Here is a 20,909-nt window from a genome sequence, read left to right as displayed (position 1 = left end):
GTCGTACGAGGCGGATCCTCTCGGAACCGATTCGCATTGGACGCGGTGCGACGATCGCTGGGGAACGCCACTATTCTTCTGTCAACTCTCCGACCCCCGCGCTCGGGCGTGTCGCCTGAATCGAGGACAGAGATAACCCCTGGTCCTCGAGGGTGGTCGATGTGAGCGTGTCCTGCTGCCTGCGGCCTAACCATCTGCCCGCCGGCCTTGGGAGGCCTCGCGGTGGGCTATGCACTGCCTGGCAGTGATCCGGCCGAGACGCGCGTGAGCGCAGCCGTCCGGAATGTTGAACTAGACAAGTTTGCCAGATCCCGAGCGATGCTGCAACCCGGGCGTGTCGCACGGCGTGGCGCGCACGCCGCCGGCGTCGATTGCGGCCCTCTGGGACGTCTGCGCACGCTCGCTGCGGGGCAATCGTACCTAGGCGCAGCAGTCGCCCCAACCGATGCGATGATCAACCGGGAGACCGGCAGCTGCCAGGTGCCCCGCGAGGGCCGTGGGGTCGATCGCGGTCGACCAGCGCCAGCGCACCACCCGCAGTCCGAGGGCTCGCAGCCGGTCCTCTCCCACCTTCTCGTCGAGCACGACCCGCTCTGCCGACCGGCCACCGCGAAGATCTGCATTGAGGTACTTCGCGTCGCCATCCGCCTCGCCGACCATGCCGAGCGCCGGCCATGCGAAGTCGACGCGGCCGATCAGGCCGGCGCTGTCGGAATACGGAACTTGGAGGGCGGGCTGCGGCACTCCCCCGGTATGCATGCTGACTCGGCTCACGGATTCGAGCGGCGACTCCGCGCGCGCATCGGCGAAGGCGATCACCTCCTGGGCCCGGCGATGACCGCGCATCGGTTGGGCGCGGAGCCAGGCTTCGAGCAAGGCCAGGCGCGGCGAACCGTTGCGGACGAGGTGGTCGGCCGCTACGACCGCATCGGCCCGCGGTGCCGTTGCGGCGAGGTCGATGGCCGTGCGAAGGGCAGAAGTGGAGCGGAGGCCGTCCATCTCCACGATGTCCTCGAATCCGACTTCGCGGGAATGCGCGACCACGCCGCGTGCCGAGCGGCCGCCACTCGTGCTCCCGACGGTCACATGGATGCGGTCCGGGACAGCGCCGATCAGGGGATTGCCGTGCAACACGGCGGCCGACTGGTGCGAGAACAGAGGCGAGTGTTTCCGGGTCCGAGCGAACGCGACCAGCCGGAGGCGGTAGCGATCGAGATCGCCCAGTTCGTCCCACTCCCCTCGACTGATGTACGCGCCTCTCCCGACTCGGACTTCACTGCCCGACAGGGCGGCCCGTGCGTGCTGGTGGCGGGTGTCGGCCAGGTCACGCAGCTCGCGGGTCAGAACGAGAGGCAGGTGTGTACGGTCGGTCGTCATCGGTCCGGTCTACCGGCAGATGGTGGCACGCGGGCCCGGCTTACGCGTTCTGTGGACAGGGGCTTCGCTTGACGTCCTGGGAGCGATTCGGTAACTGCTGCGTCGCGGTACGAGAGCGCTGCGTCGAGCGGGGGCGGACGTACCGAGGCGCAGCAGTCGCCCGGGAACGAGGGAGCGGGGCCGGCGATACGCCGACCCCGCTCCAGCAGCGCCTCGCGCCGCTGCTCAGTTGGTTTCAAGACCGCTCACGCGGTGTCCGAACTCTCCGTCCGTGATCCGGTCAGCGGCTTGGGCTGGTTTGCGAGGTACGTGGTTGCCATAGGCGTCTCCCTCCATCGACGGATCCGTCCGGTTGGAACGGTGACTCCATACTGCGCCTCCGGCGCCCGCAGGTAAACCCCGCGTTAACGAAAGAGGGCCGGGCCCGAAGGCCCGACCCTCTTTCGAGTCAGTCGAAGGAACGACTACTTGATGATCTTGGTCACCGTACCGGCGCCCACGGTGCGGCCACCCTCACGGATGGCGAAGCCGAGGCCCTCCTCCATGGCGATCGGCTGGATCAGCTCGACCGTCATGTCGGTGGTGTCGCCGGGCATGACCATCTCGGTGCCCTCGGGCAGCGAGATGACGCCGGTGACGTCGGTGGTCCGGAAGTAGAACTGCGGACGGTAGTTCGTGTAGAAGGGGTTGTGACGGCCACCCTCCTCCTTCGAGAGGATGTAGGCGGTGCCCTCGAAGTTGGTGTGCGGCGTGACCGAACCCGGCTTCACGACGACCTGACCGCGCTCGACGTCCTCGCGCTTGGTGCCGCGGAGGAGCAGACCACAGTTCTCGCCGGCCCAGGCCTCGTCGAGCTGCTTGTGGAACATCTCGATACCCGTGACGGTGGTCTTCTGCGTCGGGCGGATGCCGACGATCTCGACCTCGGAGTTGATGGCCAGCGTGCCACGCTCGGCGCGGCCCGTGACGACGGTTCCACGACCGGTGATCGTGAAGACGTCCTCGATCGGCATCAGGAACGGCTTGTCCTTGTCGCGCACCGGGTCCGGGATGGACTCGTCGACGGCTTCCATGAGCTCGACGATCGACTGGACCCACTTCTCGTCGCCCTCGAGAGCCTTGAGGCCCGAGACGCGGACGACCGGAGCGTCGTCACCCGGGAAGTCCTGGCTCGAGAGGAGCTCGCGGACCTCGAGCTCGACGAGCTCCAGGATCTCCTCGTCGTCGACCATGTCGGACTTGTTCAGCGCGACGAGCAGGTACGGAACGCCGACCTGCTTGGCGAGCAGAACGTGCTCACGGGTCTGAGCCATCGGACCGTCGGTGGCGGCGACCACGAGGATCGCGCCGTCCATCTGAGCGGCACCGGTGATCATGTTCTTGATGTAGTCGGCGTGACCCGGGGCGTCAACGTGCGCGTAGTGGCGCTTCGGCGTCTCGTACTCGACGTGCGAGATGTTGATCGTGATACCACGCTGACGCTCTTCCGGAGCCGAGTCGATCGACGCGAAGTCGCGCTGAACGTTGGTCGCCGACGGGTACTTGTCAGCAAGCACCTTGGAGATCGCCGCGGTGAGCGTCGTCTTGCCGTGGTCGACGTGACCGATGGTTCCGATGTTGACGTGCGGCTTAGTCCGCTCGAACTTGGCCTTAGCCACTGGGTCCTCCTCAGGACTCTCGTGTAGATGTCCCGGTCGATGGATTTCGACCGGCAGACCTACGGGATTGGTTTCTTATGTTACGGGATGTTCCGAAAGGGAGCGACCGAGGTCACTCGCCCTTGCTCTTCTGAACGATCTCGTCGGCGACGGCCTTCGGGACCTCCGCGTAGCTGTCGAAGGTCATCGAGTACACCGCACGGCCCGACGTCTTGGAACGCAGGTCGCCGATGTATCCGAACATCTCCGACAGGGGGACGTTGGCGCGGATGACCTTGACGCCACTCGCCTCCTCCATCGACTGGATCTGACCACGACGGGAGTTGAGGTCACCGATCACATCGCCCATGTACTCCTCGGGCGTGCGCACCTCGACCGCCATGAGCGGCTCGAGGAGCACGGGGTTCGCCTTGCGAGCGGCCTCCTTGTAGGCCATCGATCCGGCGATCTTGAACGCCATCTCCGAGGAGTCGACGTCGTGCGAGGCACCGTCGACGAGCGTCGCCTTGACGCCCACCGTCGGGAAGCCGGCGAGCACGCCGACCTGCATCGCGTCCTGGATGCCCGCGTCGACCGAACCGATGTACTCGCGCGGAACGCGACCACCCGTCACGGCGTTGACGAACTCGTAGGACGTCTCGGGGGTGACCTCCATCGGCTCGAGAGTGATCTGCACCTTCGCGAACTGGCCGGATCCACCGGTCTGCTTCTTGTGGGTGTAGTCGTACTTCTCGACCGTGCGACGAAGCGTCTCGCGGTAGGCCACCTGCGGCTTGCCGACGTTGGCCTCGACGTTGAACTCGCGCTTCATGCGGTCCACGAGGATGTCGAGGTGGAGCTCGCCCATGCCCTTGATGACCGTCTGACCGGTCTCCTGGTTCTGCTCGGTGCGGAACGTCGGGTCCTCTTCGGCGAGCTTCTGGATCGCGGTGCCCAGCTTCTCCTGGTCGGCCTTGGTCTTCGGCTCGATGGCGACCTCGATGACCGGCTCCGGGAACGTCATCGACTCGAGGACGACCTGGTTGTCCGGGTCGCACAGGGTGTCGCCGGTGGTGGTGTCCTTGAGGCCGATGACCGCGTAGATGTTGCCGGCGGTGACGAAGTCGACCGGGTTCTCCTTGTTGGCGTGCATCTGGAAGATCTTCCCGATGCGCTCCTTCTTGCCCTTGGTCGAGTTGACGACCGCGGCACCGGAGTCGACACGGCCCGAGTACACGCGCACGTAGGTCAGACGACCGAAGAACGGGTGGACGGCGACCTTGAAGGCCAGCGCCGAGAACGGCTCGGTGGCGTCGGCGTGACGGAGGATGACTTTCTCCTCGTCGCGCGGGTCGTGGGCCTCGATGGCCGGCACGTCGAGCGGCGACGGGAGGTAGTCGATCACGGCGTCGAGCATCGGCTGGACGCCGCGGTTCTTGAACGCCGAGCCGCAGAGGACCGGGTAGATCTCGCTGTTGACGGTGAGCTTGCGGATGGCGCCCTTGATCTCGGCGACCGTGAGCTCCTCGCCGCCGAAGAACTTCTCGAGCAGCGCGTCGTCGGTCTCGGCGACGGTCTCGAGGAGCGTCTGACGGTACTCTTCGGCCTTCTCGACGAGGTCCGCGGGGATCTCCTCGATGGCGTACTTGGCACCCATCTGCACGTCACCCTTGGCGTCTCCGCGCCAGGTGAGCGCACGCATCTCGACCAGGTCGACGACGCCCTCGAAGGAGGACTCGGAGCCGATCGGGAGCTGGAGGACCAGCGGCTTGGCGCCGAGGCGCTTCACGATGGTGTCGACGGTGAAGTAGAAGTCGGCGCCGAGCTTGTCCATCTTGTTGACGAAGCAGATGCGCGGGACGTTGTACTTGTCGGCCTGGCGCCAGACGGTCTCGGACTGGGGCTCGACGCCCTCCTTGCCGTCGAAGACGGCGACCGCGCCGTCGAGCACGCGGAGCGAGCGCTCCACCTCGACGGTGAAGTCGACGTGTCCAGGCGTGTCGATGATGTTGATCTGGTTCTTGTTCCAGAAGCAGGTCACGGCCGCGGACGTGATGGTGATGCCGCGCTCCTTCTCCTGCTCCATCCAGTCGGTGGTCGAGGCGCCGTCGTGCGTCTCACCGATCTTGTGGTTGACGCCCGTGTAGAACAGGATGCGCTCGGTCGTGGTGGTCTTGCCGGCATCGATGTGGGCCATGATGCCGATGTTGCGGACCTTTGTCAGGTCGGTGAGCACGTCCTGTGCCACAGGGTTCCTCCGAAAGAGTAGAGAGTGGAAGGGGCGTCGTCCGGGCGCAGCCCCACAGGGTGCAACGCCCGGACGACGGAAATCATTACCAGCGGTAGTGCGCGAAGGCCTTGTTCGACTCGGCCATCTTGTGGGTGTCCTCGCGACGCTTCACAGCGGCGCCGAGGCCGTTCGAGGCGTCGAGGATCTCGTTGGTGAGACGCTCGGTCATCGTCTTCTCGCGACGACCCTTGGCGTAGCTGGTGAGCCAGCGCAGCGCGAGGGTGTTCGCGCGGTGCGGCTTGACCTCGACCGGCACCTGGTAGGTCGAGCCGCCGACGCGGCGGCTGCGGACCTCGAGGGTCGGGCGGATGTTGTCGAGCGCCTTCTTGAGCGTGACGACCGCGTCGTTGCCCGACTTGGAGGAGACACCTTCGAGCGCGTCGTAGACGATGCGCTCGGCGAGGCCCTTCTTGCCGTCGAGGAGGATCTTGTTGACGAGCTGGCTGACGACCGGCGAACCGTAGACGGGATCGGCGACGACGGGGCGCTTCGGAGCGGGACCCTTGCGAGGCATTACTTCTTCTCCATCTTCGCGCCGTAGCGGCTGCGAGCCTGCTTGCGGTTCTTCACGGCCTGGGTGTCCAGGGCGCCACGGACGATCTTGTAGCGGACACCCGGGAGGTCCTTCACACGACCGCCGCGGACGAGCACCATCGAGTGCTCCTGCAGGTTGTGGCCCTCACCGGGGATGTACGCGGTGACCTCGGTGCCGTTGGAGAGCTTGACACGCGCGACCTTGCGGAGCGCCGAGTTCGGCTTCTTCGGGGTGGTGGTGTACACGCGGGTGCAAACACCGCGCTGCTGGGGGTTGGCCTTGAGGGCGGGAGCCTTGGTCTTGGTGACCTTCGGCGTCCGGCCCTTTCGGACCAACTGCTGAATGGTAGGCACTACTTCTCCTTATATGGACTGCACGGTGACAGTTGTTGCTTGTCCCATGACCGATCAGCCCGTCTCCGGGCGTCTCAGTCGTCTGGGGAATCGACCGGCGAACGAAAGCCCGCCGCCGATATGCCGTGGGGGCCGGGATCCCGTGCGGTTTCCCTGCCCATCGGATGAGTACGTGCCAGCTCGCCCGCTCCTCCATCGCTGGTCCCATTTCTGGGCACGGAACGAGCGCGCAGCAGAGCGCACACCCGATAAATGTTATCGTCCGCGCCCTTCCCGGTCAAATGAGCGGGGCTGTGCTAGGCCTGGTTCCGCGCAGGGCGAAACGGCGACCGGGCGTTCACTCGTCGTCGTCGCCCTCCCAGGGCCAGCGCGGACGGCCCCGCTGGCTGAACCGGCCGACGAGGACCAGCTGGTACAGCAGGGTGACGACGAACGCGGCGATCCCTACGAGCACCGCGTACCAGCTCCCGAACTGGCCCCCGGCGAACAGGATGGCGCGGAGCGATTGGGACGGATCCCCGGCGATCCCGGCCACCGCTCCCGCCACCACGTAGACGAGGTAGCAGACGAGGCCGGTCAGCAGCGCACTGCCCGGCGCGACGCGCTGACGGTCCGCCGGGACGCGCGTCCCCCGCCCGATGAGGGCGAGCAGGAGCGCGACGACCGCCGCCCCGACCATCACCGGGCCGACGAGCGACCCGATCGCGGGGTCGGAGATCACCTCGGTGTTGGTCGCGAGCGAGAGCAGCCCGAAGCCGGCGACGATCAGCGCGAGGTAGAGACCCGCGGCGAACAGCGCCACCACGGTCGCATACGCGCGTTCGTCACGCATGACCGCCCGATCAGTACCCCTGCTGCGTGGCGTAGGCGGCGACGGCCTGGTTCTGCGCATCGGCGAGCTGCTGCTCGTAGTCCGCCTGCGCCTCCGCGTTGCGCGCCTTGAGCTTGCGTCCGCGCGCGGCGAGCCACGCGCCGGTCCACACCGAGATCTCGCGGGCGATGACACCGGCGAGCACGGCGAACGGGTTCAGCCAGGCGCTGCGCAGCAGGATGGCGAACTCGGCCGGGGTGCGCTGCCAGTACTGCGCGTCGATGAGGTAGGCGCCGATGAAGGCGAAGTAGACGAAGACCCCTACGACGAGGCCGCCGAGGATGTAAGCCCACCAGCGGGCGCGGTTCACGATCTGCACGAGCACGACCATCCCCACGAAGAACGCGAGGATCGGCACCCAGCCGGCGTAGACCTGCGTGAAGGACTGGAGCAGCACCGTCAACAAGTCGTTGCGCGGCGTCACCAGAGAATCGACGACGACGACCGCGACGCTCCAGAGCAGCGCGAACGCCACGGTGCCGACGAGCACGATCAGGATGCCGACGCCGCGGTTGCTCTTGCGCTTCGGCGGCTCGGGGCGCTGCAGGAAGATCGGGGCGACCGGCTGCGGCTGGAGCGGAACGGGTGCACCCGTCGGCTCGGGAGCCCACGTCGCGCCCGCGACGGGGGCCGTTCCGTAGGCCGCGGTCGCGGCGGGGGCCGCCTGCGTCTGCGTCTCGGCTGCTGCTGCGGCTGCGAGGACCACCGGCGTGGCCGCCTCGGCGGGCGATGCGGTGTCGACGGTGGCGGTGCCGGCGGCGGTCGCCCCGGCCTCCCCCGGCTGTGCGGCCGTGCGTGCGACGGCGGCGGCGATGTCGTCCTCCGTGCTGACGACCGGCTCCGGCTCGGTGACGGGGGTCGCCGACGGTGCTGCAGGCGCCGCGGATGCGGCCGCCACGGGCGGTGCGACCGGGGCGTCGGCCGGCGCCTCAGCGGCCGGACGGTTCACATGACCACGGGCCGAGACCGGGCTCGACGGCGGATCCACGACCTCCGGATCGGTGTCGTGCGCCTCCGCAGCGGCGGACGAAGCCGCACCCGTCGCGGGCTCGACGGGCGTGGCCCGCTGCTCCCCCGTGTCCGCGGACGCGGGATCGGGTGTCGTGTCGCTCATCGTGGCACCTCCAGAGGCCCGGCGGGCCCGTTCGTGGTGCCCACTGTAGCAACGGGGCGCGGGATGTGAAGGGAGGCGGAGCGGGGGCCGGTCAGCCTTTGCTGGCCGACGCATCGGCCTGCGATGCCGACTGCGGCGGCTGCACGGCGGCGGGCGCCGAATCGGCGATCGAGTAGATGAGTCCCGAGATCGTCGCATCGAACATCCCCGCGGCGTTCTCCTCCGTCGACGCCGAGGTCTCCAGGTTCGTCACGAGGAACAGGCGCTTTCCCGTCTGGAGACCCCTCATGAACGCGAGCACGTTCGCATAGCCGCCCTGCACCGTCACGGTCAGCGGCGTCGCGACGAAGTTCTGGTCGGTGACGAGACGGTTCGTCACCGGAGGCGCACCCGGCTCCGGAGTGGACGTCGGCGCCGGCGTCGCCGCCGCGGTGGGTTGCGGGCTCGAGGTCGAGGTCGAGGCGGGTGTCTTCGTCGTCGCTGCGCCGGTCGTCGATGCGAGGGCGTACGGCAAGGAGGCTGCCGTGGTGTAGCCCGTGAACGTCGCCCCGGTCGATGCACAGAGTTCGGTCACCTGGTCGACGAACGTCGGCAGGTCCGTGCCTTGCGGGATCGACGCTCGCAGCGTCGCCAGATCGGACTTCAGGTCGGGCAGTTGCGCGTAGTCGGACTTGAGCTTCTCGAGCGCCGCCGTCTGCTGGGCGTTGACCGCCGCGACCTGTGCGCGCTGGGCCTCGGCGGTGGCCGCCGTGACGAGCTGCGGCTGAATGCCGAGGAACCAGCCGCCCGCCACGACGACCACCATCACGAGCACGGCACCGATCAACCAGAGTCTGTTCTTGTCCACGGCTACTTCCCCTTGCCTGCGAATCGGTCATCGAACGCCGAGCTGTTGACATGCATGGTGATCTTCGCCGTGTACTGGTTGGTCGTCCTGTCCAGGGTGACCGCGTCCGGGGTGGCGTCCGCGAAGCCGGGAAGGGCCGCCAGGGCCGCCAGCCAGGCCGGCAGCTGCGGCAGGACCGGGCTGGTCACCTCGAAGGTGATGGTGGCGACGCGCGGTCCCTGGAGCGGGACGGTCGACTGCGCGAAGACCGCGAGGGGAGTCGACGACTCGATGGTGACCGACTGGATGGCGACGCCGGAGGGCAAGGTCCCTTGGACTTTCTCCAGATAGTCCGTCCATTGGATCTCGGTCGAGGCGCCGACCTGCTGGCCCGCCTGGACCACCGCTACGTCGTCCTGCACCTTCTTCACCTCGATGAATCTCTTCTGCTGGGCCAGGATGCTGCCGGTCTCCGCTTGGGCGGAGATCAGATCGGTCTGCGCCTGTGCGGCGACGAATGACGCACCGCCGACGACTGTCGCCGTCACGACGGCGACAGCGATCACTGCGTAGGTGAGCATCCGCCGGGTGGAACGTCCTCGCTGCGACGCGCGGACCTCCGGAGGGAGGAGGTCGACCCTGGGTTCGCCGCCGATGACGAGGGCACGGGGCTTCGGAGTGCTCATGCCGCCCTCCACAGTGCGAGGCCCAGCGCGACGGCGATCGAGGACCGGCTGTTGCGGAGCTGGTCGACATCGACTTTTCGGGAGAGTCCGATCGAGGTGAACGGATCGCCGTGATCGACGGGCAGCCGGGTCATCTCCGCGAGTGCCGCTGCGAAACCGGGAAGGTCGGCGCCTCCCCCGGTGAGGACGATGCGTGCGATCCGATCGGCCGATCGCGTATTGGCGTAATAGTTGACCGTGTTCCGGAGGCTGTTGAGCAATTCGCCCGTGACCTGGTAGATGACCTCGAGTACCTGCTGCTCGTCCGACGATCGGGCCTCGGCAGCGAGGCCGAGCGCGCGCTTCCTGGCCTCGGCGTCGATCACCGGGATATCGAGGGTCGACCGAAGAGCCTCCGTCAGCTCCGCTCCCCCCGTCGGAATGATTCGCACGAACTGCGGCGCACCCTTCGATGCGATGACAACGCTCGTCGTGTTCGCCCCGACATCGACGAGCGCCACCGCCTCGCGGGGCCCGTTGCCGCCGACCAGGAGTCTGCTCAGCGCGAACGGGATGAGGTCGACTCCGACCGGACGCAGACCGGCCAGTTCGACAGCCTTGATGTTGCCGAGGACGGCCTCTTTGACGGCGGCGACCAGCAGGCCGTTCACCACAGGACCGTTCTCCGTCATCTCCTCGGAGACCGGATAGAAGTCGAGAAGCGCCTCCGCCACCGGAACGGGCAGAAGGTCCTGGACCTGGAAGGGAAGCGACTCCCGGATGTGCTGCATCGACCCCTTCGGCACCGTCAGGTCTCGCGCGAGAACCCTCTGGTTGCCGACGCCGAGTGCGACGTCCTTGGTCCTGAAGCCCCCACGGGACCAGAGCTGCCGCAGAACCGCGGCGACGGTGTTCGGCTCGAGGATCTCGCCCCGCCTCACCGCGCCCTCCGGAATCGGGGCCTCGTGGAACCGGACCAGCCGGGGTTTCCCTTTCGACAGGTCGACCACCTCCACAGCTCTGACCACGCTGCTGCCGATGTCCAGGCCGACGACGCTGTTCACCATGATCTACTCCTACTCACTGCACGAAACCGATGAGCGACATGTATCCCGACCAGAGCGGGCCGCCGATGAAGATCCCCACCCATGCGCCGGCGAGCATCCACGGCCCGAATGCGATCCCCGAACCTTGATCGACCTTGCGGAGGACGACAAGGCCGATCGCGAACGCGCCGCCGAGGACGAACGCGGCGAAGAGGCCGACGATGATGGCGGGCCACCCGGCGAACCCGAGGTACATTCCGAGCACCCCGGCGAGTTTCACGTCACCGAAACCCATTCCACGCGGATACACCAGCCAGAGGACGAAGTAGACGACGAAGGCGATCGCCAGACCCGCCGCCGTGGGAACGAGCACGGCGGGCTGTCCGGAGATCAACGCCGAGGAGCTAAGCAGCACGAGCCCGACGAGGTACGAGGGCAGCACGATCGCGTTCGGAAGCCGGTGCGTGTCGATATCGATGAGGGCGAGGGCGACGCTGATCGCGGCCAGATACAGATAAGCGCTCAGGGACAGGATCCCGCCGACGATCGCGGCCGGGGTCGTCGCGCGCAGGATCGGCGCCAAGGATGCGATGGCGACGGCGAGGAAGAAGACTCCGGTGCCGAGCTCCACCATCGGGTATCGCGCTGAGATCGCACTCCGGCAATGCCTGCACCTGCCCCGGAGCAGCAGCCAGGAGACGATGGGCACGTTGTCCCGCCGCTTGATCTCCGTCCCGCAGGTCGGACATGAACTGGGCGGCCGGGCGACGGAGAGCCCGAGCGGCACGCGGTAGACGACGACGTTCAAGAACGATCCGATGAGTACCCCGAAACACGCGAGGGACGCTGCGAGGATCATGGTCGTCGACGCGGCACCCGTCACGACACTGCCGGTCATCGGGGCGCTCCTCCGGAGGTGAACGCCGAGGCGACCTCCGCATACTGCGTCACTCCGTAGGTCGTCGAGACCGCCTGGAGGAACTTCGGCGGCGCGATGTTGCGCAGACGGACATCGTACTTGTAGTTCTTGGTGTACCCGGTCGGGCGCGAGCCCACCGTGCCGACGGTGCCTCGGAACTTCTGCGCGATCGCGCCCAAGACGTTGAGGTTGCCGCGCGTCGTGCCCTTGTCGTAGTTCTGCACCTGGAACGTATGCGAGACGGAGAGCATCGCGGCGTTGATCGTGCGGGCGGAGTCCGTCAGGTAGTTCGACGAGCTACCGGTGGAGCACGTCGTCCCGGATCGACCGGTCGAACAGGTGGTCGTGGCGATGATCGGGTTCCACACCCAGATCGCGTTCTGACCGACGAGGCCGAGGATGTCGCTCGCCTGATCCGTGTACGTGATGTTCCCGGTGATCCACACGTAGTTCTCCGCCGCGATCGTGACCTGCCCTTTGAGCTGGCCCTTCACGAAGACATCGCCCGCGGAGCATCCGTAGTAGTTCGTGCCGGTGCCCGTCGCCGTGATCGACTCGGTCGTTGTCGTCCCGTTGGTCGTGGGGCTGGATCCGGTGGTCGTCGTGTAGGGGTAACCGATGCCGTTCCCATTGGCCGGGCACGAGAATCCGGAATACGGCACTGCGCCCGGAGCCCAATAGTTGGGATCGGTCGAGACGGCGGGAACCGTCTGGACGTAGATGAGGTTCTGGGCCGGTACCGTGACCTTCTGGCCAGCATCGGATCCGAGCGTCGTCCCGTCGTTGGTCCCACGCCCCGGAGTGCCGCACGCGGAGTTCGTCATCCCCCCTGTCGCGCTCGTGTTGACGAACTTCGTCCACGGAGAGCGGACTGTCATCGTCCCGTCGGAGTTGAACACGATCGAAGTCGGGCCCGTGTACAGGCACCCCGGCCGCGGGACGTCCGTCGCCGTCAGGTCGCCTCGTGTCTCCTGCTTCATCTGAGTGTTGGTCGGCGGCATGACGAGCTTGTCCGCCGGGGCGGGGACACCCTGCTCGAACGTCGCCGTGCCGCAGTTCCGGTAGTAGGGCGCGGTCTGATAATTGCTCGTGACCTTGCCCTTGAAGTCGCCGCCGCAGATGTAGAGCGCGTCGTTCGAGTGGAGCGGTCCGTCGACGACCTCGGACGCGCCGAACTGGATCGCGCCTCCGCAATCGGCGTCCACACGTGCCGGGTAGTACTTCTCACAGGCCGACTGAGAGTAGCCGGTGATCGCAGGATCCTGCACCTCGTAGTCGGTGAAGTAGAGGAAGTCGATGAAGCCCTTCTGCCGGACGGTGGCGAGGATGCTCCGCGTGACGGTCCCGGACCTCCCCGTCGCGAGCACGCGGATGATTCCCTGGGTCGAGTACTTCGAGTTGTCGATCTCGTAGCGGAAGGCGCGGTTGCCCGTCGAGCCTGGGATCGATGCCCACGACCCCCCGTCCGTCCAGCCGAACGCAGGATTCGTCAGTGCCCCGCCGGGGAGCACGAGAGTCGTGCTCCCCGTCGACGCGCTGAACGGCGCGGACTTGTCGCCGTACTTCTGGTACGTGTTGTCGTTGGTGAGCCTGCTCTGGTAGTCGGAGATGCCGGCGTACGCGGCCGCTCCGGCGGCATCCCAGTTCTCGTTGCTCGATGCGTTGGTCGATGCCGTCGTCGCGACGGCGAGTCCCATCGTCACCATGACAACGAGCACCGCCGACATGCCCAGGACGCTGACGAGCGCGACGCCGCGGTCGTCGCGGGCGGCGCGAAGACGAAGAGCACGGAAACCGAGAATGGACATCGTTCAGGTCCCCAATCCGAGATTCGGCAGTCCGACCGTGTTCTGCTCCTCGACTCCGTTCGCGCCGGCGTACCCGCTGCCGTTGACGCGAATGGTGACGAGCACGGAGACGATGCTGTTTCGCTGGGGAGCGCTCAGCCCGGAAGCTCCCAGGGTCATGCCGCCCGACGCCGCGTTGAAGACGAAGAGTGGCGACTTCCCCGACGGCGTCGTCCCGATCGGTCCCGCGATGGTGCGGGACCACGTCGGCACGGCCGTGGTGTAGTTCGGGAACGTGAAGTAACCGCCCGCGTTCGTTGTCGCGGCCCATCGCTTCTCCACGAGCTGTCGAGTGGTGGGGTCGACCGAGAACTGCATGATCATCGGAGCGGTGTTGGTCACCGAAGCGTCGGCGTAGGAATACAGCGTCACCGACTCGGCTGTTCCCGCGAGGACTACAGGGTCGGGGATCGAGTTGTTGAGCACCGGGTTCGGCGCCCCGGAGCGAATGACTTTCGAGACCTCCATCATGGCGCTGGAGACCGTCCCCGCATCGAGCGAGGTGTTGCGTGATTGCATGATCGCCGTCGTGCCACGGAAGAAGAAGCTCGAGGCCATCACGAGGACGATGGCGGTGACGAACGCCGCGATCACCAGCTCGGCCGCAGTCATCCCCTCGTCACGGCCCTCGAGGCCACGGCCCGCGCTCATGGCGTCACCAGCTGTCGAGGGTCCAGGGTGACGACGGCATCGCCGTTGGCGGTCCCCATCGTTCCGCGTGTGACCAGAGCGAGCTGCGACGCCGTCACCTTCGTGGTCTGCGAACCCGACGTCGTCCCGCTGGTCAGCTTCCACGAGCCGAACGGAAGGGCGACGACCGCCGTCCCTGTCGCAGGAAGCTTGATCAGGTAGGTCTTTGGCACGGCGCACCCCGGATTTCCCGAACCCGCGGGGCCTGTGGTCTGCGCGGCGGCGGAGACATATCCGTTCGCAGGACCGGTCACCGCGACGGCTCCCATCGGAACGTACGCATCCGCAGAACCCCCGGGAGCGGCCGCGACGGCGTCCGGACGTTTGCCCGCCCACGTTCCGGTGGCGTCCGTGGCGACAGGCCACGCTCCGGGATCCACGGCGAGGCAGTTGGAGGCAGTCCCCCCGTTGGCCCCGAGCGAACCGGCGAGGACGGCATATCCGGCCGTGAACGGGTGCAAGCGCGTCGGTGTGGAGACCGTGGTGAAGATGCCGTAGGTGTTGACGAAAGTCGTGTCCATCGTGAGCGGGAGGACGACAGCGCCAGCGACATTGCTGGCGTAGTGAGGGATGTATGTCGCGGACTGATCGAACTGGAACGGGGCGGTCGCGGTGGATCCCGCGCTCACGTCGACCGTCTGCTTGGGCGTGGTGGATTGCGCGATGTCGACGGAAGGGGTGGAGGTTCCGGCCTTGCTGATCGAGACGTCGTACTTGCCGGGCGTCACATTGAGGACGTACCCGCAGCCCTGCGCATCCGTCGGATCGATCGTGGCCGAGATCGCCGAAGCACCGTTCGGGGCCGTCGGGTTCGGGACGACCAAGATGGTCACAGCGGCGTTCCCCGCGCCCTGGGCGTTCTTCACCGAGACGATGATCACCCCCTTGTTCACATCGCTGATCCGGCTCTTGGGCGCCACCACCGTGTCCGCTTCTGCGGGGAGGGTCGAGGTGGCCATGCCGTCCCACGACACGACGACCTTCACGGCCTTGTTCAGCAGCGGCCCGGATCCGGAGCTGCACTGCGCGTCCGTTCCCGAGCCGGCACCGGTCCACCGGACGATAGTCGAGATGTGATACTTGCGTCCCGCGACGGTGACATCGGTTGGCGCCGACGATGAGTCCAGCGCCGTCAGGTCGGTGGTGGTCCTGACCTGATCGATTTGGCCGGCAGCCAGGCTGCTCGCGGTCTGCCGGGCGAGCGAGTCGCTCGAGACCTGCATCGTCGTCAGAAGGGCGGAGGCGAATGCGAGGGAGACGACGGCGAAGATGAACATCGCGACCATGACCTCGATCAAGGAGAAACCGGCGTCCGCAGAAGAAGAGTGGGGGCGGGGGCGGAGCTGAATGCGGGACATCGGTCACCTCCCTGATTCGGGTATGGGTGGTGGGGTACGGCCGGTGCGGAAGTACGGGAGCGGAGCGGAGAGCGATTCAGGCTCCCCGCCCCGCTGACCGCACGTGCACCTTTTTACGAGCAGGAAGGGGTGGACTGCGGGGCCGTCTTGTCGGTGACCTTCCACGAGTTGCCGTTGTTGCCGGTGGCGCAGATCGTGAAGGTGGCGGTGGCGCCGGTGCCCGACGAGGTGAGCTTGGGCGAGCCCGTCGTGGAGTAGTTGCCGCCATCGATGGTCACCGAGCTGGTGAGGTCGGTGATGGACGTCGGCAGCGCGCCGCTGTTCGCCGTCTCGTATGCGACCGCGGCCGTCTTGAGGTTCGTGAGGTCGGCCTTGACTGCGTTGTCCTTCGCACCGCTCTGGACCCCCAGGTAGACCGGGATCGCGATGGCGGCGAGGACGCCGATGATGATGACCACCACGAGGAGCTCGATGAGAGTGAAGCCGTTCTCGTTCTCCTCGAGCAGGCCCTTGCGGCGAGCGTTCAGCTTGCCCATGAGTCGGAAGTACATTTCGGTTTCCATTCGGTCGGGGTATTCGGTACGGAAGGGTGCGAGTCCCCGTCCGGTGGCTCGATGGTAATTCGGAGCAAATTCTCGGCAGAATCCCACGATTGGGGGGTTTTTCACTCAAGAATCACCCCAGTTAGAGGGAGCTTTTTCGCAACTGGCCCCCAGGTTGGGCACGTCTACTTGACGACCGTCGCAATCTGGAAGATCGGCATGTAGAGCGCGACGACCATGCCTCCGATGATCACTCCGAGGAACGCGACGACAAGCGGCTCGATCATGGCCGTGAGCTGCTCGGTCGCGGCAGCCACCTCCTGCTCGTAGAAGTCGGCGATCTTCGCGAGCATCGTCTCCAACGAGCCGGAGTCCTCACCGACAGCCACCATCTGCGTCACCATGGCAGGGAAGACCGGTTGCTGGGCCAGGGGCGCAGCGATCGCCTCCCCCTGCCGCACGCCGTCCCGGACGGCCCCCAACGCGTTCTCGATCACCCAGTTGCCACTCGTCTCACCGACGATCTGCAGAGCCCTCAAGATCGGCACACCGGCGCCGATCATGTTCGAGAAGTTCCGTGCGAAACGTGCGATCGCGATCTTCTTGAGCAGCATCCCGAAAACGGGCAGGCGGAGTTTCATCGGATCGATGCGACGCCGCACCGCCTCCAGGTTCTTGTTCTTGTTCCACCAGACGGCGAACGCGATCCCTCCGACTGCGAGGACGGGCACCACCCACACCATCGCGTGGGAAAGCAGGACGAGGATCTGCGTGGGGAGCGGCAGATCCTTGCCGAAACCTTTGAACATGTTCTCGAACACCGGCACGATGAAGATCAGCATCGCGATGACGGCGACGATCGACATGACGAAGACGATAATCGGATAGGTCAAGGCAGACTTGATCGTCGCCCGGAGTTTGACTTCCTTCTCGAAGTTGGCCGCCACTGATTCCAGCGCCCCGTCGAGGAAGCCTCCGGTCTCGCCGGCGCGCACCATGTTCACCATCAGCGGTGTGAAGATCGCCTCGTCCTTGCGCATGGCATCGGCCACCGAGACGCCCGTCTCGACGTCGTCGCGGACTCGTCCCAGCACGGCGGCCAGCTTCTTGTTCTCGGTCTGGTCGGCCAGGATGTTCAGCGTCTTGAGCAACGAGAGGCCGGCACCGATCATCGTAGCCATCTGCCGGCTGGCGACCGCGAGATCCTTGAGCTTGACGCCGGTACCGAGGCTGAGGTTGATCTCCCTGTTCAACCCCGTCGCCTCGGGTGCTCGTTCTATGGCGATCGGAGAGAGCCCCATCGTCCGCAGGCGGGTGGCCACCGCCGCCTCGCCAGGCGCGTCGAGCTTGCCTTTCACGACCTTGCCGTCCGCGTTCCTGCCCTTGTAGACGAACGCGGTCGCGTTGGACATCACTTCACCACCCCGGAGTAGCTGTCGCCGAAATCAGGACCGCCGGAGGCCAGCGCCCGGCCCGACGCCTCGGACGGCGACTCGACGCGCTGGATCAGCCGATGGATGCTTTCGACATCGTGAGCCTTCTCGAGTGCGGCCTTATGGGTGATCGCGCCCGCGTTCACCAGCTCCGCCAGATGCTGGTCCATCGTGTGCATCCCGTCCCCGCGTCCGGCCTGCATGGCGGACGCGATCTGGTAGGTCTTGCCTTCTCGGATGAGGTTGGCGATGGCCGGGGTCATCATCAGGACCTCGGTCGCGACGACGCGGCCGCGGCCGGAGGCGCGTTTGACGAGGGTCTGGCAGACGACGCCCTGCAAGGTTCCGGCGAGCTGGGCGCGCACCTGGTCCTGCTGGTGGGGCGGGAAGACGTCGATGACGCGGTCGATCGTCTGCGGGGCGTCCTGGGTGTGCAGGGTGGCGAAGACGAGGTGGCCGGTCTCGGCGGCGGTCAGAGCGACGGAGATCGTCTCGAGGTCGCGGAGCTCGCCGATGAGGATGACATCCGGGTCCTGGCGGAGCACGTGCTTGAGCGCGTTGTTGAAGCTGTGCGTGTCGTGGCCGACCTCGCGCTGGTTGACGATCGAGCGCTTGTGGGTGTGCATGAACTCGATCGGGTCCTCGACCGTCACGATGTGATCGGCACGGGTCGAGTTCACGAGGTCGACGAGGGCGGCGAGCGTGGTCGACTTGCCGGAGCCCGTCGGGCCGGTCACGAGGACGAGACCGCGGGGCAGCGTCGAGAAGCCGCCGATCTGCTCCGGGACGCCCAGTTCGCGCAGCTGCTTGATCTCGGTCGGGATGAGACGGAAGGCGGCGCCGACGGAGCCGCGCTGCTGGTAGAAGTTGACACGGAAGCGGGAGTTCGCCGAGATGGTGAAGGCGAAGTCGAGCTCGAGCTCGCGCTTGAAGAGCTCGGCCTGGCGATCGGTGAGCAGGCTGGTGAGGGCGGCGAGCGTGCGCTCGTGCCCCCAGGGCTCGGCGTTACCGGCCGGCGTCAGGGCTCCGTCGATCCGGACCATCGGGGGTGCGCCGACGGTGACATGGAGGTCGGATGCGCGCTGCAGCACGACCTCCCGCAGCGCCGCCACGAGCTCGGGATCGGCCTTCGCGAGGGCGTCCCGCTCGGTGGCCGTGAGGGTGGCGACCTCGGCGTCGTAGTCGATGTCGGGATGCGGGAGGGGCGCGGTCTGCGCGGTCGACGCCTGTTCGGCGAGCACGGCCGCCCGGCGTCCCGCCGGGACCAGACGGGGTCCGGCCGGCACCTCGTCGAGCGAATAGACGGTGGCCGCGGGAGGTTCCGTGGCGGGCGTGGCCACCGGCGGCGCGACCGGCGGTGCGACCTGCTCAACCGGCGCCACGTACGTCGGCGGCTGCAGGGGCACGCCCGCGCCGGGCGCCCAGCCGTTCGCCGTCGCCCCGGGCGGGACGACCGGGATCTCGTACAGCGGCTTGACGGTGGGTGCGGGGTAGCCGCCCCAGGCGTTGTCGTCGATCGTCATATGCCCTCCTAGGCGACCACTCGCAGGATCTCTTCCACCGAGGTCAGGCCGAGCTTGGCCTTCTCCCAACCGTCCGCACGCAGCGTGAGCATCCCCTGCTCCTGCGCCGTCCGGGCGATCTCAGCACTGGATGCGCGCTGCACCGCGAGCCGCTCGATGTCCTCGGTGACCGCCATGACCTCGTGCACGGCGATGCGTCCGCGGTAGCCGGTGTTGGAGCAGGTCGGGCAGCCGACCGGCATGTACACCGGCGGCACCGGCTGGTCGTCCGGGACCACGAAACGGAGGCGGCGCAGGTCGTCGGCCGAGTAGCTCGCGGGCTGCTTGCAGCGGTCGCAGAGCCGGCGCGCGAGCCGCTGAGCGACGACGCAGTCGAGGGCGGAGCCGACGAGGAACGGCTCGATGTCCATCTCGGTCAGACGGGTGACGGCGCTGGGGGCGTCGTTCGTGTGCAGGGTGGAGAGCACGAGGTGGCCGGTCAGCGACGCCTCGATCGCGATCTGAGCGGTCTCGTGGTCGCGGATCTCGCCCAGCAGCACGACGTCCGGGTCGCTGCGCAGGATGCTGCGGAGCGCGCTGGCGAAGGTGAGGCCCGCCTTCGGGTTGACCTGCACCTGGTTGATGCCGGGCATCCGGTACTCGACCGGGTCCTCGACGGTGATCACGTTGATCTCGGGGCGTGCCACCGCGTTCAGGGTCGTGTAGAGCGTGGTCGACTTGCCTGAGCCCGTGGGCCCGGTGACCAGAATCATGCCGTACGGCTTGGAGTACGAGGCGCGGTAGGTCTCGAAGTTGCGCTCGAGCAGGTTCAGGTCGCGCAGCGTCATCCCGGTGTTGGTGTTGTCCAGGATGCGCATGACGACCTTCTCGCCCCACACCGTGGGCAGCGTCGCGACGCGCAGGTCGATCTGGCGGCCGCCGTGCACGACGGACATGCGACCGTCCTGGGGCTTGCGCCGCTCGGCGATGTCGATGTCGCTCATGATCTTGAGGCGCGAGATCACGCCGTTCTGGATGGCCTTCGGGGCACTCTGCATCGCGTGGAGCACGCCGTCGATGCGGTAGCGCACGCGCACGTCGTGCTCGGCCGGCTCGATGTGGATGTCCGACGCATGGTCCTGGATGGCCTGGCTGACGAGCAGGTTCACGAACCGCACGATCGGGGCGTCGTCGTCACCGGACTCCGCGATCGCCGTGTCCTGGACGGGAGCGCTCTCCTCCTCCAGCGTCGTCGTGAGATCGCTGAGCTCGTCGTCCGCACGCACGTAGCGGTCGATGGCGGCGAGCAGGTCGGGGATGTCCGCGACCGCGGGCGCGACGCTCATCCGGGACGCCGCGCGCACGTCGTCGATGGCGAACACGTTGCCGGGGTCCGCCATCGCGAGGATCACGGTGCCGTCCTGCACGCCGATCGGCAGCACCACGTGCCGGCGGCAGAGCGGGCCGGGGATGAGTCCGACCGCGAGGCGGTCCACCGGGTAGTCGGCGAGCTCCACGAACGGGACGCCGGACTGCGCGGCACGGGCGCGCGCCACCTGACCGGCCGTCACCGCGCCGCGCGCGAGCAGGTCGCGCACCGTCGATTCGTCGGCGGAGGGCTCGCTGGACACCGTGTCCAGGTACTCGATCGGCAGATGGCCGTGGAGGATCAGGATCTCTGTCATGGACGCCACGGGGGACCTCCTTGTGCGGGGGCTGCCGCCGACCGGGTCGGGTGTGCCGGCGGACCGCGCCGCCACCGGGCGAGATCCGGAGGCGGCGAAGCGATGTCACCGTATTCCCGTGCGTCACACGCGTGACAGCTCCGCTTACAGGTGCCCCGCGCAGGGGTGCCACGCGCGCGGGGGGCAGACGCGACCCACGCGGAGCCGCGAGCGACGGTG

The 20,909-nt window shown here is 67.2% G+C and carries 18 protein-coding genes; all 18 read right to left on the bottom strand.

Annotated elements, in window-relative coordinates; genetic code table 11:
* Window positions 1-420 precede the first annotated feature (420 nt).
* The 18 genes from ACFVU2_RS15685 to ACFVU2_RS15600 all read right to left on the bottom strand — a co-directional run bounded on the left by ACFVU2_RS15685 (window position 421) and on the right by ACFVU2_RS15600 (window position 20,699).
* Window positions 421-1,377, bottom strand: coding sequence for a hypothetical protein (locus ACFVU2_RS15685; RefSeq protein WP_387876109.1), 957 nt, complete (start codon window positions 1,375-1,377; stop codon window positions 421-423).
* A gap of 464 nt (window positions 1,378-1,841) precedes the next feature.
* Window positions 1,842-3,035 carry an elongation factor Tu gene (gene tuf / locus ACFVU2_RS15680; RefSeq protein WP_021759595.1) on the bottom strand — a complete coding sequence of 398 codons (1,194 nt, stop codon included), beginning with the start codon at window positions 3,033-3,035 and terminating at the stop codon, window positions 1,842-1,844.
* Between the two features lie 112 nt (window positions 3,036-3,147).
* Complete coding sequence (gene fusA, locus ACFVU2_RS15675) at window positions 3,148-5,262, bottom strand: elongation factor G (protein WP_387876105.1); 2,115 nt, start codon at window positions 5,260-5,262, stop codon at window positions 3,148-3,150.
* 85 nt (window positions 5,263-5,347) lie between these two features.
* The gene (gene rpsG / locus ACFVU2_RS15670; RefSeq protein ID WP_387876103.1) at window positions 5,348-5,818 is read right to left on the bottom strand and encodes a 30S ribosomal protein S7; all 471 of its coding nucleotides are present in this window, start codon (window positions 5,816-5,818) and stop codon (window positions 5,348-5,350) included.
* Window positions 5,818-6,192: a 30S ribosomal protein S12 gene (gene rpsL, locus ACFVU2_RS15665; protein WP_011186743.1), complete on the bottom strand. Its 375-nt coding sequence runs from the start codon at window positions 6,190-6,192 to the stop codon at window positions 5,818-5,820. Before rpsL ends, rpsG begins: the two co-directional genes overlap by 1 nt.
* Before the next feature lie 337 nt (window positions 6,193-6,529).
* The gene (locus ACFVU2_RS15660) at window positions 6,530-7,024 is read right to left on the bottom strand and encodes a DUF6121 family protein (RefSeq protein WP_387876100.1); all 495 of its coding nucleotides are present in this window, start codon (window positions 7,022-7,024) and stop codon (window positions 6,530-6,532) included.
* Window positions 7,025-7,034: 10 nt separating this feature from the next.
* On the bottom strand, window positions 7,035-8,177 hold the full coding sequence (locus ACFVU2_RS15655) for a tripartite tricarboxylate transporter TctB family protein (RefSeq protein ID WP_387876098.1): 1,143 nt from the start codon (window positions 8,175-8,177) through the stop codon (window positions 7,035-7,037).
* A 91-nt stretch (window positions 8,178-8,268) separates the two neighbouring features.
* Window positions 8,269-9,024 carry a hypothetical protein gene (locus ACFVU2_RS15650; protein ID WP_387876096.1) on the bottom strand — a complete coding sequence of 252 codons (756 nt, stop codon included), beginning with the start codon at window positions 9,022-9,024 and terminating at the stop codon, window positions 8,269-8,271.
* Window positions 9,025-9,026: 2 nt separating this feature from the next.
* Window positions 9,027-9,689 (bottom strand): hypothetical protein, encoded by a 663-nt coding sequence (locus ACFVU2_RS15645; protein WP_387876094.1) that lies wholly within the window; start codon window positions 9,687-9,689, stop codon window positions 9,027-9,029.
* Window positions 9,686-10,735, bottom strand: a complete 1,050-nt coding sequence (gene pilM, locus ACFVU2_RS15640) for a type IV pilus assembly protein PilM (protein WP_387876091.1) — start codon at window positions 10,733-10,735, stop codon at window positions 9,686-9,688. The genes ACFVU2_RS15645 and pilM overlap by 4 nt, the downstream gene beginning before the upstream one ends.
* A 13-nt stretch (window positions 10,736-10,748) precedes the next feature.
* Window positions 10,749-11,612 carry a prepilin peptidase gene (locus ACFVU2_RS15635; protein ID WP_387876088.1) on the bottom strand — a complete coding sequence of 288 codons (864 nt, stop codon included), beginning with the start codon at window positions 11,610-11,612 and terminating at the stop codon, window positions 10,749-10,751.
* The gene (locus ACFVU2_RS15630) at window positions 11,609-13,441 is read right to left on the bottom strand and encodes a hypothetical protein (protein ID WP_387876085.1); all 1,833 of its coding nucleotides are present in this window, start codon (window positions 13,439-13,441) and stop codon (window positions 11,609-11,611) included. Before ACFVU2_RS15630 ends, ACFVU2_RS15635 begins: the two co-directional genes overlap by 4 nt.
* A 3-nt stretch (window positions 13,442-13,444) precedes the next feature.
* On the bottom strand, window positions 13,445-14,131 hold the full coding sequence (locus tag ACFVU2_RS15625) for a hypothetical protein (protein WP_387876083.1): 687 nt from the start codon (window positions 14,129-14,131) through the stop codon (window positions 13,445-13,447).
* Entirely contained in the window at window positions 14,128-15,528 is a 1,401-nt protein-coding gene (locus ACFVU2_RS15620) for a prepilin-type N-terminal cleavage/methylation domain-containing protein (RefSeq protein WP_387876081.1), read from the bottom strand. Before ACFVU2_RS15620 ends, ACFVU2_RS15625 begins: the two co-directional genes overlap by 4 nt.
* Before the next feature lie 113 nt (window positions 15,529-15,641).
* A complete protein-coding gene (locus tag ACFVU2_RS15615) occupies window positions 15,642-16,079 on the bottom strand; it encodes a type IV pilin protein (RefSeq protein WP_387876078.1) in 438 nt (145 codons plus the stop codon).
* A gap of 176 nt (window positions 16,080-16,255) precedes the next feature.
* Window positions 16,256-17,428: a type II secretion system F family protein gene (locus ACFVU2_RS15610; protein WP_387876076.1), complete on the bottom strand. Its 1,173-nt coding sequence runs from the start codon at window positions 17,426-17,428 to the stop codon at window positions 16,256-16,258.
* 53 nt (window positions 17,429-17,481) lie between these two features.
* Window positions 17,482-19,026, bottom strand: a complete 1,545-nt coding sequence (locus tag ACFVU2_RS15605; protein ID WP_387876075.1) for a type IV pilus twitching motility protein PilT — start codon at window positions 19,024-19,026, stop codon at window positions 17,482-17,484.
* 8 nt (window positions 19,027-19,034) lie between these two features.
* Window positions 19,035-20,699 carry a GspE/PulE family protein gene (locus tag ACFVU2_RS15600; protein ID WP_387876072.1) on the bottom strand — a complete coding sequence of 555 codons (1,665 nt, stop codon included), beginning with the start codon at window positions 20,697-20,699 and terminating at the stop codon, window positions 19,035-19,037.
* Between the last annotated feature and the right edge of the window lie 210 nt (window positions 20,700-20,909).

It is taken from the genome of Leifsonia sp. NPDC058194 (assembly GCF_042883605.1).
Lineage (GTDB): Bacteria > Actinomycetota > Actinomycetes > Actinomycetales > Microbacteriaceae > Leifsonia.
This window is presented reverse-complemented; position numbering and strand designations above follow the sequence as displayed.